This window comes from Caballeronia sp. HLA56, from assembly GCF_054655155.1.
Genome location: NZ_BAAHOB010000002.1, coordinates 67,409 through 82,029 on the forward strand (window position 1 = coordinate 67,409; position 14,621 = coordinate 82,029).

General features: G+C 63.3%; 12 protein-coding genes and 1 pseudogene. 9 read left to right on the plus strand and 4 right to left on the minus strand.

The genetic code is table 11. The annotated features are described in order from the left end of the window. The 9 genes and pseudogenes from ACYQ47_RS06745 to ACYQ47_RS06785 all read left to right on the plus strand — a co-directional run bounded on the left by ACYQ47_RS06745 (position 1) and on the right by ACYQ47_RS06785 (position 10,102). Positions 1–927 carry a 2-hydroxyacid dehydrogenase gene (locus ACYQ47_RS06745; protein ID WP_250494130.1) on the plus strand — a complete coding sequence of 309 codons (927 nt, stop codon included), beginning with the start codon at positions 1–3 and terminating at the stop codon, positions 925–927. Positions 928–1,066: 139 nt separating this feature from the next. Then, on the plus strand, positions 1,067–2,497 hold the full coding sequence (locus ACYQ47_RS06750) for an aspartate aminotransferase family protein (protein ID WP_250468427.1): 1,431 nt from the start codon (positions 1,067–1,069) through the stop codon (positions 2,495–2,497). A gap of 45 nt (positions 2,498–2,542) precedes the next feature. Next, positions 2,543–3,039: pseudogene (locus ACYQ47_RS06755) on the plus strand (Lrp/AsnC family transcriptional regulator). 133 nt (positions 3,040–3,172) lie between these two features. Continuing rightward, positions 3,173–4,252, plus strand: coding sequence for a tartrate dehydrogenase (locus ACYQ47_RS06760; protein WP_244830134.1), 1,080 nt, complete (start codon positions 3,173–3,175; stop codon positions 4,250–4,252). Between the two features lie 10 nt (positions 4,253–4,262). Then, a complete protein-coding gene (locus ACYQ47_RS06765; protein ID WP_250468428.1) occupies positions 4,263–5,729 on the plus strand; it encodes an NAD-dependent succinate-semialdehyde dehydrogenase in 1,467 nt (488 codons plus the stop codon). Continuing rightward, positions 5,726–6,703 (plus strand): M14 family metallopeptidase, encoded by a 978-nt coding sequence (locus ACYQ47_RS06770; protein WP_250468429.1) that lies wholly within the window; start codon positions 5,726–5,728, stop codon positions 6,701–6,703. Before ACYQ47_RS06765 ends, ACYQ47_RS06770 begins: the two co-directional genes overlap by 4 nt. A 25-nt stretch (positions 6,704–6,728) precedes the next feature. Beyond that, complete coding sequence (locus ACYQ47_RS06775) at positions 6,729–7,076, plus strand: cupin domain-containing protein (protein ID WP_244830131.1); 348 nt, start codon at positions 6,729–6,731, stop codon at positions 7,074–7,076. Positions 7,077–7,319: 243 nt separating this feature from the next. Further along, entirely contained in the window at positions 7,320–8,336 is a 1,017-nt protein-coding gene (locus tag ACYQ47_RS06780; RefSeq protein WP_244830130.1) for an ABC transporter substrate-binding protein, read from the plus strand. A 23-nt stretch (positions 8,337–8,359) separates the two neighbouring features. Further along, on the plus strand, positions 8,360–10,102 hold the full coding sequence (locus tag ACYQ47_RS06785) for a GMC family oxidoreductase (RefSeq protein ID WP_459905475.1): 1,743 nt from the start codon (positions 8,360–8,362) through the stop codon (positions 10,100–10,102). A gap of 56 nt (positions 10,103–10,158) precedes the next feature. On the opposite strand, the gene ACYQ47_RS06790 is transcribed toward ACYQ47_RS06785, so the two are convergent. From ACYQ47_RS06790 to ACYQ47_RS06805, 4 genes are read right to left on the minus strand one after another with little or no spacing between them, the layout of a single operon-like run. Beyond that, on the minus strand, positions 10,159–11,586 hold the full coding sequence (locus ACYQ47_RS06790; RefSeq protein WP_459904888.1) for an aldehyde dehydrogenase family protein: 1,428 nt from the start codon (positions 11,584–11,586) through the stop codon (positions 10,159–10,161). 23 nt (positions 11,587–11,609) lie between these two features. Beyond that, complete coding sequence (locus ACYQ47_RS06795) at positions 11,610–12,404, minus strand: ABC transporter permease (RefSeq protein ID WP_250468432.1); 795 nt, start codon at positions 12,402–12,404, stop codon at positions 11,610–11,612. Beyond that, entirely contained in the window at positions 12,401–13,270 is an 870-nt protein-coding gene (locus tag ACYQ47_RS06800; RefSeq protein WP_459904890.1) for an ABC transporter permease, read from the minus strand. Before ACYQ47_RS06800 ends, ACYQ47_RS06795 begins: the two co-directional genes overlap by 4 nt. Before the next feature lie 38 nt (positions 13,271–13,308). Then, positions 13,309–14,619 carry an NAD(P)/FAD-dependent oxidoreductase gene (locus tag ACYQ47_RS06805; RefSeq protein ID WP_459904891.1) on the minus strand — a complete coding sequence of 437 codons (1,311 nt, stop codon included), beginning with the start codon at positions 14,617–14,619 and terminating at the stop codon, positions 13,309–13,311. Between the last annotated feature and the right edge of the window lie 2 nt (positions 14,620–14,621).

The window sequence follows — 14,621 nt, forward strand, 5'->3', positions numbered from 1 at the left end:
ATGGCTCTTCTCTATAAGGCCGACCCCGAGCGCGGCAGACAGTGGGCGCAGCTTTTCGCCAGCAAGGCGCCCGAGACACCGTTTCGCCTGTGGCCGGATATCGGCGATGCCGCATCCATCCGCTATCTGGCCGCATGGCAACCGCCCGCCGACCTCACGCGCGCGCTGCCGAATCTCGAAGTGATCTTCTCGGTGGGCGCGGGCATCGACCAGTTCGATCTGTCCGCCGTGCCGTCCAGCATCGCCGTGGTGCGGATGGTCGAGCCGGGCATCGTCGAGGGCATGGTCGAATACGTGACGCAGGCGGTGCTCACCGTGCATCGCGATCTCTTCGACTACGCGGCGCAGCAACGCGAACGCGTATGGCGTGCAATGCCGGTGCGCGCGGCATCCACGCGGCGTGTCGGCGTGCTGGGCCTCGGCATGCTCGGCACGGCCGTGCTGAAACAGTTGCACCGTTTCGGCTTTGCGTGCGCGGGCTGGAGCCGCTCGGCGCATGAACTGGAAGGCATCGAATGTCATGCGGGTGTCGAGTCGCTCGATGCCTTCCTCGCCCGCACCGATGTGCTGGTGTGCCTCTTGCCGCTCACCGATTCCACGCGCGGCCTGCTGAACAAGCGCGTGTTCGCCGCGCTGCCGCCAGGCGCGTCGTTCATCAACGTCGGGCGCGGTCCGCAAGTGAATCAGGACGATTTGCTCGATGCGCTCGATAGCGGCCATCTGCACGCCGCCATTCTCGATGTCACCGATCCCGAGCCTTTGCCCGACACGCATCCGTTCTGGACGCATCCGCGCGTGCGTCTGACGCCGCATATCGCGAGCGCGACGCGGCCGGAAACGGCGGTGGACGTGGTGCTCGACAATTTGCGCCGGCATCGCGAAGGCCAGCCGATGATCGGTCAGATAGACCGCAGCCGGGGCTACTGAGGCGCCTCAGCACAAAATGCTGCGCACGCCCCGCAAAACGCCGCATATTTGCTTTTCCGCGATTTATTTGGCGATGCGCCCGACGGCGCTCCCCCGATAGTATGGAACGGTCCAGCTTACTTCCGAGAAGAGCCCGCTCATGTCGAATCAATCCAAGCAAGCCCTGGTCGAATCCGACCGCAAACATCTGATTCACCCAGTCGCAAGCTACCGCGCCCATGAAGCGCGCGGCGTCACCGTGCTCGATTCGGCGGACGGCGTCTTCTTGCGCGATATCGAAGGCAAGGAACTGCTCGACGCGTTCTCCGGCCTCTGGTGCGTGAACACGGGCTATGGTCATGCGAGCATCGTCGAGGCGGCCTCGAAACAGATGGCGCGTCTGCCTTACGCCACCGGCTACTTCCACTTCGGCTCCGAACCGGCTATCGAACTGGCCGAAAAGCTGGTCGATCTCGCGCCGGCATCGCTTACGCATGTGTACTTCACGCTCGGCGGCTCGGATGCGGTCGATTCCGCGCTGCGCTTCATCACGCACTACTACAACGCGACCGGCCGTCCGGCGAAGAAGCACTTCATCGCGCTGGAACGCGGCTATCACGGCTCGTCGTCGGTTGGTGCGGGGCTGACCGCGCTGCCCGCGTTCCATCGAAACTTCGATCTGCCGCTCGCGACGCAGCATCACATCCCCTCGCCGTACGCGTATCGCAACGACTACGCGGACGACAACGCGCTCATCACCGCGTCGGTGGCGGCGCTGCGGGCCAAGGTGGAAGCGCTCGGCGCGGAGAACGTTGCCGCATTCTTCTGCGAGCCCATTCAAGGTTCGGGCGGCGTGATCGTGCCGCCTGTCGGCTGGCTCAAGGCCATGCGCGAAGCATGCCGCCAACTGGACATCCTCTTCGTCGCCGATGAAGTCATCACCGGCTTCGGGCGCACCGGCCCGCTCTTCGCGTGCGAAGGCGAAGGCGTGGAACCGGACTTGATGACGGTCGCCAAGGGCCTGACGGCAGGTTACGCGCCGATGGGCGCCGTCCTCATGTCCGATGCCGTCTATCAAGGCATCGCGTCGGGTACGAACAATGGCGTGGCCGTGGGTCACGGTCACACTTATTCGGCGCATCCGGTGAGCGCGGCGATCGGTCTCGAAGTCATGCGGCTTTATCACGAAGGCGGACTGCTCGCAAACGGCCAGGCGCGGGCGCCGCGCTTTGCCGAAGGGCTCGATTCGCTGCTTGCGCATCCGCTCGTCGGACATTCGCGGCATCGCGGTCTGCTCGGCGCGCTCGAACTCGTCGCCGACAAAGAGACCAAGCGCGGCTTCGACGCCTCGCTCAAGCTGCCGGACCGCATCGCCGCTGCCGCCTACGGCAACGGCCTCGTGTTCCGCGCGTTCGGCGACAACATCCTCGGCTTTGCACCGGCGTTGTGCTACACGGAAGCCAATTTCGACATGATGTTCGAGCGTCTCACGAAGACACTCGACGACGTCCTCGCACAAGCGGAAGTGCGCGCGGCGCTGGGCGGCGCGGCAGGCGGTGCAACGGGATTTAATCGTCGCGTGGCTGCGTGATACCATCGACCGACTTCTCCGACATGTCCCGCCCCGCCTCCCACGATGAGCACCGACTGCAAGCTGGACCGAATCGACCTGCGCATCCTCTCGCAATTGCAAAAGCGCGGACGCATCACCAATGTCGAACTCGCCGATGCAGTCGGCTTATCGCCAAGCCCTTGCCTGATTCGCGTGAAGCGTCTGGAAAAGGCGGGCTATATCGTGGGCTACGGCGCGCAGATTCAATTGGAGAAGCTCGGCGACATTCAGGTGGTCTTCACCGAAGTCACGCTGGCGGATCACCGGCGCGAAGACTTCATCAAGTTCGTGAATGCGGTGAAAGACGTGGACGAGATCGTCGAATGTCATCTGGCGAGCGGCGGCTACGACTATCTGCTGAAGTTCGTCCGCGCAGCGTGAGCCATTATCAAAACATCGTCGAAGGGCTGCTGGAGCGGGATATCGGCATCGAGAAGTACTTCAGCTACGTCATCATCAAGACGGCGTTCGCGAAAACGCATTACCCGCTCGAAACGCTCTTCTCGCCAAGCCAGCACTGACCACCGCAACGCGCATTCACGCGCGTTGTTATCCTTGTTTCCTGTATTGAAGCTTCGAACGCTCGCGCCGCGGGCGGGTCGGCGCACGACCCTCGCGCGCGTGGTTCCTGACTAAACGAAAGCGGAGATCCTCATGTCCAGCAAATATCGTATTGCGGTTATTCCCGGCGATGGCATCGGCAAGGAAGTGATGCCCGAAGCCATTCGCGTGCTCGATGCCGTGAGCAAGCGCTTTGACATTGCGCTCGAATACAAACATATCGAATGGGCGAGCTGTGATTACTACGCGGCGCACGGCCAGATGATGCCCGACGACTGGAAGGCGCAACTGCAGGACACGGACGCCATTCTGTTCGGCGCGGTGGGCTGGCCGCAGACCGTGCCCGATCATATTTCGCTGTGGGGTTCGCTGCTCAAGTTTCGCCGCGAGTTCGACCAGTACATCAACCTGCGTCCCGCGCGTCTTTTCGAAGGCGTGCCCTCGCCGCTCGCGAATCGCAAGGCGGGCGACATCGACTTCATGATCGTGCGTGAAAACACCGAAGGCGAGTATTCGTCGGTCGGCGGCGCGATGTTCGAGGGCACGGAACGCGAGTTCGTCTCGCAGACCTCCATCTTCACGCGCAAGGGCGCGGAGCGCGTGCTGAAGTTCGCGTTCGATCTCGCGCAACGCCGCGAAAAGACCATCACGGTGGCGACCAAGAGCAACGGTATCTCGATCAGCATGCCGTGGTGGGATGCGCGTGCCGCGGAGATCGCGGAGCAGTATCCGGACGTCAAGTGGGACAAGCAGCATATCGACATTCTGTGCGCGCGCTTCGTCTTGAGCCCGGATCGCTTCGATGTGGTCGTCGCCACCAATCTCTTCGGCGACATTCTTTCGGACCTCGGGCCGGCGTGCACCGGAACCATCGGCATCGCGCCTTCGGCCAACATGAATCCGGAGCGCAACTTCCCGTCGCTGTTCGAGCCGGTGCATGGATCGGCGCCCGATATCGCGGGCAAGGGCGTTGCGAACCCGATCGCCATGATCTGGTCGGCCGCGATGATGCTCGACTTCCTCGGCAACGGCACGGGCAAGGAGCGCGAGGCCCACGACGCGATCCTCGCCGCCATCGAGGCAACGCTCAAGGAAGGCCCGCATACCGGCGACCTGGGCGGGAAGGCGAACACGACGCAAGTCGGGCAAGCCGTCGCGCAACGTCTGCTTTAAAGGAGCTGCCATGAGCCATACATTGAGCGATCTGATCCGCGCCGATAATTTCATCGATGGCAAATGGGTGGCGGCCGCCGACGGCAAGCGCTTTGCCGTGACGAACCCGGCGACGGGCGAAGTCATCGTCGAAGTAGCCGACAGCGGCGCCGCCGATGCCCGCGCCGCCACCGATGCCGCCGCGCGCGCGTTTCCCGCTTGGCGTGACACGCTGCCGAAGGATCGCGCGGCGGTGCTGCACCGCTGGCACACGCTGATCGTCGAGAATGCCGACGCGCTCGGCGAACTCATCTCGCTCGAACAAGGCAAGCCGCTTGCCGAAGGTCGCGGCGAAGTGCTGTACGGCGCGTCTTATGTGGCGTGGTTTGCCGACGAAGCTACGCGCATTTACGGCGACATCATTCCGCAACAGCAGCGCGGCAAGCGCATGAGCGCGGTGAAAGAACCGGTGGGAATCGTCGCGGCCATCACGCCGTGGAACTTTCCGCTCGCGATGATTGCGCGCAAGATCGCGCCCGCGCTCGCGGCGGGCTGCACGGTCGTCGGCAAGCCAGCCGAAGACACGCCGCTGACCGCGCTTGCGCTCGTCATGCTCGCGCACGAGGCGGGCGTGCCGGCGGGCGCGTTGAATCTCATCAGTTCGTCGCGGGAGAGCGCGGTGCCCGCGGTCGCCGACTGGCTTCAGGACAGCCGCGTACGCAAAATCACCTTCACGGGTTCGACTCCTGTCGGCAAGTATCTCGCGCGCGAGTCGGCGGATACGCTGAAGAAGCTCTCGCTCGAACTCGGCGGCAATGCGCCTTTCATCGTGTTCGATGACGCCGATCTCGACGCGGCGGTGACCGGCCTGATGGCCTCGAAATTCCGCAACGGCGGACAGACCTGCGTGTGCCCGAATCGCGTGTTCGTGCAGTCCGGCGTGTACGAGCGCTTCGCGGACTTGCTCAGTAACCGCGTCGCTGCATTGAAGGTTGCGCCCGCGACCGACCCGAAAGCGCAGATCGGCCCGATGATCAACTCGCGCGCGGTCGACAAGATCGCCCGCCATGTCGAGGACGCCGTCGCGCGCGGCGCACGCGTGCTCGCGGGCGGCAAGCGGCTCACGGAACTCGGGGCGAACTACTACGCGCCGACCGTGCTCGCCGATGCCACGCCCGACATGCAACTGAGCTGCGAGGAAACCTTCGGTCCTGTCGTGCCGCTCTTTCGTTTCGACGACGAAGCCGAAGGCATTCGCGCCGCCAACGACACGCCCTTCGGCCTCGCATCGTACTTCTACAGCCAGGACGTGAAGCGCATCGACCGCGTGGCGCGTGCGCTCGAAGCGGGCATCGTCGGCATCAACGAAGGCGCGCTCGCGAGCGAAGCCGCGCCTTTCGGCGGCGTGAAGGAATCGGGCTACGGCCGCGAAGGCTCGAAGTACGGCCTCGACGACTATCTGTCGATCAAATACCTCTGTCAGGGCGGTCTCGAATGAACGCGACGGCTTATCCCATTCAGGTCACGTTTCCCGACATCGGCGCGCATGAGGCCGGCAACACCGGCATCCCTTATGTGCATACCTTCGATTCGGGCGTGGCCGGTCCTCACGTGATGATCAACGCGCTCACGCACGGCAACGAAGTGTGCGGCGCGATTGCAGTCGATGAACTCCTGCGCGCGAAAGTGCGCCCGCGGCGCGGCAAGCTCACGCTCGCGTTTGCGAATGTCGATGCCTATCGACGCTTCGATGCCGCGAAGCCGGATGCCTCGCGCTTCGTCGATCAGGACTTCAACCGCGTGTGGACCGCGCAGACGCTCGACGACACCTCGCGCGATTCGAGCGAACTGCGCCGCGCCCGCGCGATGCGTCCGGTCATCGACACGGTGGATCTGCTGCTCGACCTGCATTCGATGCACGAGAAGAGCGCGCCGCTGATCGTCGCGGGACCGCTCGATAAAGGCATTGCGCTGTCGGCGCAACTCGGCACGCCCGCGACCGTGATCTGCGACGAAGGCCATCCCGAAGGCCGCCGCATGCGCGATTACGAAGGCTTTGGCGATCCGGCCAGCGAGAAGAACGCGCTACTGATCGAATGCGGACAGCACTGGGAAGCAAGCGCGGTGGACGTGGCGCGCGACGTCACGGCGCGCTTTCTCCGCCTTGCCGACGTGCTCGATGAGGCCGATCTTCCCATTGGATGGATCAAGCCGTCACCGCCGGAGATGCTGATCGTGCGCGTGACGGAACCTGTCGTGGCAAAGAGCCTCGACTTCCGTTTCGCCGATGCCTACACCGGACTCGAAGTCTTTCCGGAAGCCGGTAGCGTGATCGGCTGGTCCGAAGGCGAAGCGGTCCGCACGCCCTATGCCGATTGCATGCTCGTCATGCCTTCGCTGCGCCAATTGCGCGCGGGCGTGACGGTGGTGAGGCTTGGGAAGATAGAACAGCGTATCGCTGCATCGCAATAACATTCGATCGACAAGACACGACCATATGAAAGTTCAGCAGATCAAGCAGAGCATCGGGCTACAAGGCCTGGAAGACTGGGGCACGGCAGGCCTTCCGGGCACACCGCAAATCAGGGTTTCGGGCGTACAGCGCGTGATTCCGGGCAGCGAGAACATCGACACCGGCGTGTTCGAATGCACGCCGGGCACGTATCGTCGCTCGGTCAAGGAAGCGGAAGTCATGCACTTTCTTGCCGGAAGCGGACGCTTCACGCCCGATGGCGAAGACACCGTGCACTTCACGGGCGGCGACACGCTGTTTTTCGCGGCGAACACCGAAGGAACATGGGAAGTCGAGGAGACCATGCGCAAGGTCTACGTGATTTTCCAGTGAAGCGTTTCTTGAATTGCAGGGCATAACCTAAGGTCATGGAGCCTCCAACAATTGCGGCGTTGCTCCAGCGAATTTGACCCAATATATTTTTGCTCAGACCCGCGTCGTTCTTGCGCGATGACATGCTCATCCGCAGTGACGGCGCGACCTGCAAGACGTCCTTCGCTTCAACCTTGTCGAGGAAACGCCGTGATCAATATTGCAAGGTTCAGTTGTTCCCGTCTCACGCTTCGCCCGCTTGCCATGACTTTCGCGCTTGGCATGGCCCTGGGCGGCGCGGCACCGGCTTTTGCCGCGGGCAGCATCACTTTCGTGTCGCAAGGCGGCGCTTATCAGGAAGCGCAGACCAAGGCGATTCTCGATCCCGCTGCAAAAGAACTCGGCATCACGATCAAGCAGGACAGCATTCCGGATGCATGGCCGCAAGTCAAAGCGCAAGCCGCTACCGGCAAGCCGATCTGGGACGTGATCGATACCCCGACGTCGAACTGTCTGCGCGGCGGGCGCGAAGGCTTGCTCGAAAAGCTCGACTTCTCGAAGATCCCCAACGCGGCCGCGATGCCCGAGCAATACCGCACGCCCTATTCGGCGGCGTACGAGTTTTATTCGACCGTCATCGGCTACAACAAGAAAACGCTCAAGAAGGTGCCGCAAAGCTGGAAGGACTTCTGGGACGTGAAGGGTTTCCCCGGCACGCGCGCCTTGCGCAACGACCCGCAGACCGTGCTCGAAGCCGCCTTGCTCGCGGACGGCGTGGCGCGCGACAAGCTCTATCCGCTCGATGTCGATCGCGCGTTCAGGAAGCTCGAAGAGATCAAACCGAACATCACGGTATGGTGGACCTCGGGTGGCCAGTCGGCGCAGTTGCTGCACGACGGCGAAGTCGACATGACGATGATCTGGAATGGCCGCGCGAGCGCCGTGCGCAAGGACGATCCGGACGTGGACTTCACTTTCAACGACGGCATCCTGCAGAACACGCAGTTGTGCATCCTGAAGAACGCGCCGAACCTCAACGATGCGGTGCGCTTCCTCAATACCGCGCTTTCGCCGGAATTGCAGGCGAACCTGCCGACGTATATCGATTACGGTCCGGGCAATCCGGCCGCGTTCAAGACCGGCAAGATCAGCGAGAAGCGCGCGTCCGAGCTGCCGAGTTCACCGGCCAATGCCGCGAAACAAGCGCTGATGCAGGAAGAATGGTGGGCATCGGACCCGGGCATTCAGGCCAAGGCGCGGTGGCTCAAGTTCATGCAGTGAACGTGCAGCGCGCGCGTTCCGGCATGATCGATTATCTGATTCTCGGCGGCGGCTCGGCGGGCTGCGTGCTGGCCGCGCGCCTGTCGGAGGACGCAGGCAAACACATATGCCTCATCGAGGCGGGCCGCGACATCTCCGCGAGCACCATGCCGGACGCGGTTCGCAGCCGCTATCCGGGGCGCGCTTATCTCGATACGAACAACATCTGGCGGCAGTTGAGGGCCCGCATGAGCGCGCTCGCGCCCGTTCGACGTTATGAGCAAGCGCGCATTCTCGGCGGCGGTTCCGCGATCAACGCGCTGATGGCCAATCGCGGCGCGCCCGCCGATTACGACGAGTGGGACACGCTCGGGGCCGATGGCTGGAACTGGCAGAGCTGCCTGCCTTACTTCCGCAAGCTCGAAACCGATTGCGACTTCGCCGGCCCCTATCACGGCTCGGACGGACCGCTGCGCATTCAGCGTCCGAAGTGGGCGCGCATCTCGCCGTTCGTGCGCGCCGTGCTGGATACGCTTAGCAAGAGCGGCCATCCATTACATGACGATCAGAACGGGCCCTGGCAAGACGGCGCGTTTATCGGCTCGCTCTCGGTGAGCGCGGCGGGCGAACGTATTCCGACGTCCGTCTGTTATCTCGACGATGCCACGCGCAAACGCGTGAATCTATCGATCCGCACGGGTCTCGTCGTCGATCGCATTTTGTTCGATGGCAAACGCGCGATCGGTGCGCGCATCCTGCGGCCGGATGGCACGCACGAAGATGTGCACGCGCGGCGCGTGATCGTCTCGGCGGGCGCGATACACAGTCCCGCGTTGCTCATGCGCAGCGGCATCGGGCCGGCGCAAGCGTTGGCTGCGCTCGGCATCGAAGTATGCGCGGACCGGCCGGGCGTGGGCGGCAATCTGATGGAGCATCCGTCGATTGCGGTGTCCGCGTTTTTGCCGCGTTCGGCGCGCACGCCTTATCCCGATGAGCATCACGAGCAGGCGATCGTGCGCTTCTCATCACATCTCGATGACACCGTGCCCGGCGACATGCACGGCGCGATTCTTTCGCGTTCCGGCTGGCATTCGGTGGGTTATCGGCTCGGCACGATCTTCTTTTGGGTCAACAAGTCGTATTCGCGCGGGCGGGTGACGTTGGCATCGGCGAATCCACTCGATGAACCGAAGGTCGATTTCGCCATGCTTTCCGATACACGCGACCTCGAACGGCTCAAGCTTGCCTTGCGCTTCGGCGCGCAAACACTTAACGCGGCGTCGATGGATGCGCATCGCGACATCGTGTTTCCGTCGAGCTATTCGCCGCGCGTCGCAGCGGTCGCCGTGCCGGGAATGTGGAACGCGTTGCAGCGCGGCGCGTTGAGTGCGCTGCTGGATGTTGCGGGACCGTTGCGTGGATGGCTGGTCCGACGCGTGGTGACGCAGGGCGTGAGCATCGCCGAATTGATGAACGATGACGAAGCGCTCACGCGGTTCGTGACGCGTTCGGTTGGCGGAACGTGGCATCCGTCGGGCACATGCCGCATGGGCGCTGAAAACGATCCGCTCGCCGTGACTGACGCGCGCGGCGCGGTGTATGGCGTCGATGGTCTTTATGTATGCGACGCCTCGCTGATGCCTTCGATACCCTGTGCCAATACGAATGTGCCGACGATCATGATGGCCGAGCGCGTGGCGGATATGCTGCGGGCGGAGTCGAGCGCCAATCGCTTTGCGAGCGAGGTCGGAGTGGTGAATGGGTATGGGTCGAAGCGGATATCGTAGGGCGTGAGATTGGCGGTCGCGTCACGCGCGCTAAGAATCGAGGCGCGTGCGCTTGACTACTCCCCAAACCCCACAATCCCCTTAACCTCCAAAAACGCCTCCAATCCCCACTCCCCATACTCGCGCCCATTCCCCGACTGCTTATATCCGCCAAATGGCGACCCCGCATCCCACGCCGGATAGTTCACATAAACGCTACCCGCGCGCATGCGTAGCGCCACCTTCCGCGCCCGCTCCTTATCCCCGGACTGCACGTAAGCCGCAAGCCCGAACGGCGTATCGTTGGCAATCGCAATTGCTTCTTCGTCATCGCGATACGGCATGATCGCAAGCACCGGCCCGAAGATTTCCTCGCGCGCAATCGTCATCGACGGATCGACACCAGCGAACACCGTCGGCTTCACGTAGTAACCACGTTCCAACCCGTCCGGACGCCCCAAACCGCCCGCCACCAACTCCGCGCCTTCTTCGATGCCGATGCCAATCAACCGCTGCACGCGCGTGAACTGCACGTCGCTGACGACCGGGCCCATCGTCGTGCCGTCCGCATCGGCGGGGCCGACGCGCTGCTTCGAAGCCGCACGTCGCGCGATCTCCACGGCCTCTGCATGACGCGATGCAGGCACGAGCATGCGCGTGGGCGCATTGCACGACTGACCGCTATTGCCGAAGCACGAGTTCACGCCCGCCGTCACGGCCGCTTCCAGATCGACATCGTCAAGCAGGATGTTCGCCGACTTGCCGCCCAGCTCCTGATGCACGCGCTTCACGGTCGGCGCGGCCAGCTTCGCAATCTCGACTCCCGCGCGCGTCGAGCCAGTGAACGACACCATGTCCACATCCGGATGCGATGACAGCGCCGCGCCCACGGTCGGACCGTCGCCATTGATGAGATTGAACACGCCCGACGGCACGCCTGCCGCATCGAGAATCTCGGCAAACAAGAGCGCATTCAGCGGCGATACTTCGCTTGGCTTGAGCACCACCGTGCAACCCGCAGCGAGCGCGGGCGCGACCTTGCAGACGATCTGGTTGATCGGCCAGTTCCACGGCGTGATGAGCGCAGCGACGCCGACCGGTTCGTGGTTGATGAGCGTCGTGCCCTTCCTGCGTTGCCACTGAAAGCGCGCGACCGTGCGCAAGGTCTCTTCGATATGCCGCTTGCCGAGCGACGCCTGCCACGCATGCGATAACTTGGAAGGCGCGCCGATTTCACGCGTGATGACTTCGGCCATCTCGTCGTAACGCGCAAGGTACGCTTCGAGTATGCGTTCGAGCAACGCGACGCGCTCTGATACCGGTGTCCGCGAGTACGTTTCGAATGCACGCCGCGCGGCTGCAACCGCGCGATCGACATCGCGCGCATCGCCGAGTGCGATCTCTGCAAACGCTTCTTCCGTGCAGGGATCGATCACGGGCAGACGTCGCGTGCCGGCCGGTTCGACCCACGCGCCATCGATGTAGAACTGCAATGAGTGTGACATGCGTTGATCCGTTTCCATAAGCGTTAAGTGCGCGCCACCGCCGAGCGCCGGCTCACGACGACGATCATCACGAGGCATAACGTAATCGCCGTGAGCATGGTGCTGATGGCCGCGATGGTCGGATCGATCTCGTCGCGCAAGGTGACGAACATGCGGCGCGTGAGCGTCTGGTTGCTGCCGCCCGAAATGAACAGCGCGACGACGGTTTCATCGAGCGCCTGAATGAAGACGAACACCGCGCCCGAGATCACGCTCGCGCGAATCTGCGGCAGCGTCACCGCCATGAAACTGCGAAAGCGGTTCATGCCGAGACTGCGCGCGACCATTTCCTGCGTGCGGTCGAAGCTGCGCAGATCCGCGCCGACCGAGATGAGCACATAAGGCAGACCCAGCATGGTGTCCGCGATGATGAGCCCGCCCAGCGTATTCACGTATCCCGCTTGCGTGAACACGAAGAACACGCCCACCGCGACGATGATGATCGGTACCATCATCGGCAACATGAGGAGCGTGCGCAGATAGCGCATCGACCAGTGCGAGCCGTACTGAATGCCATAAGCCGCCGCAATACCGAGCGGCGTCGCTATCAATGCCGCGCATGTCGATGCGGCGAACGTCGTCTTGGCTGCGTCGATCCACGCGGGGTTGTCGAAGAACGCGTGATACCAGCGCAACGAATACGCGGGCGGCGGAAAGGTCAGAAAGCGCGCATCCGAAAACGACAGCGGCACGACGATCACCACCGGCACCATCAGGAACACGAGAATCAGCAGCACCGATGCGCCGAGTATGATCCGGCCGAGCGACAGTCTCTTCATTTCGCCCCCAGCGTTTTTTCGAGCGGAATCACGCGGCTCGCGAGCCAGAAGATTGCAAAGACACACAGCAACAGCACCACGCTCACCGAACTCGCCGCGCCCCAACTGTTGTAGATCTCCACATTACGGCTGACGATCATGGAGACCATCATCGACTTGCCGCCGCCCATGAGTTCCGGCGTGATGTAGAAGCCCAGGCACAGCACGAAGACGAGTGTCACGCCCGCGACCACGCCGCCCATCGAGAGCGGCAAGAACACGCGCATGAACACATGCAAGGGCGAACCGCCGAGACTCGCGCCCGCTTGCGACAGGTTCGGCGGAATCTTCTGCATCGCCGAATAGAGCGGCAGCACCATGAAAGGCAAAAGGATATGCACCATCGCGATGATCGTGCCGAACTGGTTATACGAAAGCTGCAAGGGCCGCTCGATCAGCCCCATGCCGAGCAGCGCCTTGTTGATGAGGCCCGTTCGCTGCAACAGCACGAGCCATGCGTAAGTGCGCACGAGCACGCTGGTCCAGAACGGCAGAATGACCATGCCAAGTATCAGCGCGCTCCATCGCGGCGAAACCGATGCCGCGAAATATGCGACCGGATATCCCAGCAAAAGCGTCACGCCCGTCACGATGATGGACAGCTTGAACGTCAGCAGAAAGGTGTCGAGATAAGCGCCCGTGAAAACGCGCCGATAGTTCACGAGCGTGAACGCGCCTTCGTGATAAATGGACTGCCACGACAGCCACGCGAGCGGCACCACCAGCAGCACGATCACCACGAACAACGCGGGCGCCATGAGCAGCAGCATGGCGCGGTCTTCGCGTCGTTGATGGCGCACCGAGGGGTCGGCTGCGGCGGCATGCATCGGCGTTGCATCCTCTAGTATCCGTTTGGCTATCGTCATCATGCACCCACGGCGTCGAGAAGCTGATACCACGCGGCGACGAGCCTCACGCCCGGCGCGCGCAGCGCATGAAAAGGCACCGGCCGCAAGCCGTCTTGCGCGAGCAGCGCGAGATCGGGCTTGTCGCCGAGGGCGAGCGCCGCTGCATGTTGCCCGACGAGGCTCGCCATGGAAATCCCCGCGCCGTTGTAGCCGAGGCAGAACGTGGTGGCGTCGTCGCTACGGCCGACATGCGGCAGCGCGTTGAAGGTCATGCCGACATAACCCGACCAGCGGTACTCGACCGGCACGCCGTTGAGTTGCGGGAACAGCGCGATCATCGCGCGTTGCAACGCATCGAAGCCGGTTGGCTCGCCTTCCTTGCCGAAGGCATCGCGTCCGCCGAAGAGCATGCGGCCATCCACCTTGCGAAACCACTTCATCATGCGGCGCGTTTCGGCGTAGCTGCGGCGATTGATCATCATCTGCGCGTCGAGGTCGGCGGGGAGTTTCGCGGTCGCGATCATCGCGCTGCGAAACGGCACGAGTTCGCGATGATAGGCGGCGGTGGCATCGGAAAGATTCGAATAAGCGTTGGTCGCGACGATCACCTGTTTCGCGCGCACCGTGCCGCCAGGCGCACGCAGGATCACGCGACGATCGTCCGCGCGCGTTATGTCGATCACCGGTGTCGATTCGAAGATCGGCACGCCACGCGCAGTCAGACCGTCGGCAAGCCCGCGCACGTATTCCAGCGGCAAGATGGTGCCCGCGTCCGCGCTCAACACGCCGCCCACGAAACCACGCGAACCCGTCTCGTGTTCCACTTCGGCGCGCGACTGCACGCTCATGGTCGTGTCGCCGAGTGTCGTGCGAACCCACTCGGCTTCCGCCCGTATCGAGGCGAAAGCGCGCTCGGTATGAGCGCAACGCAGACTGCCCGTGTGCTCGAATTGCGCGGCCTGCAAACCGAATTCGTCGATGAGCGCTTCCACCGCGCGCACGCCCTCGTGCGCGAGCCGATGCATGCGCTTGGCCATAGCGACGCCATGCGCGCTCGCAATCGACGGAAACGACAGCCTGAATTTCGACGACACCACGCCGCCGTTGCGACCGCTTGCGCCCCATCCGACCGGATTCGCATCGAGCACGGCGCACTCCACGCCGCGCTTTTGCAAGGCATGGGCGGCCGTCAGCCCCGAATAGCCCGCACCGATGATCGCGACTTCCACATCGAGGTCGCGAGCCAAGGGCGCCGTGGCGGCAGCAGGGCCGGCCATCGCCCGCCAGAGCGAGTCGGGTACGGGACGCGGCGTCGTCGGGGCGCGCATGA

Bases quoted from the DNA above. Each gene is read 5' to 3' on its own strand.
- ACYQ47_RS06775 (WP_244830131.1), top strand. From the start codon at position 6,729: ATGAAAGTTCAGCAGATCAAGCAGAGCATCGGGCTACAAGGCCTGGAA.
- ACYQ47_RS06760 (WP_244830134.1), top strand. From the start codon at position 3,173: ATGTCCAGCAAATATCGTATTGCGGTTATTCCCGGCGATGGCATCGGC.
- ACYQ47_RS06800 (WP_459904890.1), bottom strand. From the start codon at position 13,270: ATGCATGCCGCCGCAGCCGACCCCTCGGTGCGCCATCAACGACGCGAA.
- ACYQ47_RS06765 (WP_250468428.1), top strand. From the start codon at position 4,263: ATGAGCCATACATTGAGCGATCTGATCCGCGCCGATAATTTCATCGAT.
- ACYQ47_RS06795 (WP_250468432.1), bottom strand. From the start codon at position 12,404: ATGAAGAGACTGTCGCTCGGCCGGATCATACTCGGCGCATCGGTGCTG.
- ACYQ47_RS06805 (WP_459904891.1), bottom strand. From the start codon at position 14,619: ATGCGCGCCCCGACGACGCCGCGTCCCGTACCCGACTCGCTCTGGCGG.
- ACYQ47_RS06780 (WP_244830130.1), top strand. From the start codon at position 7,320: ATGACTTTCGCGCTTGGCATGGCCCTGGGCGGCGCGGCACCGGCTTTT.
- ACYQ47_RS06750 (WP_250468427.1), top strand. From the start codon at position 1,067: ATGTCGAATCAATCCAAGCAAGCCCTGGTCGAATCCGACCGCAAACAT.
- ACYQ47_RS06785 (WP_459905475.1), top strand. From the start codon at position 8,360: ATGATCGATTATCTGATTCTCGGCGGCGGCTCGGCGGGCTGCGTGCTG.
- ACYQ47_RS06770 (WP_250468429.1), top strand. From the start codon at position 5,726: ATGAACGCGACGGCTTATCCCATTCAGGTCACGTTTCCCGACATCGGC.
- ACYQ47_RS06790 (WP_459904888.1), bottom strand. From the start codon at position 11,586: ATGTCACACTCATTGCAGTTCTACATCGATGGCGCGTGGGTCGAACCG.
- ACYQ47_RS06745 (WP_250494130.1), top strand. From the start codon at position 1: ATGGCTCTTCTCTATAAGGCCGACCCCGAGCGCGGCAGACAGTGGGCG.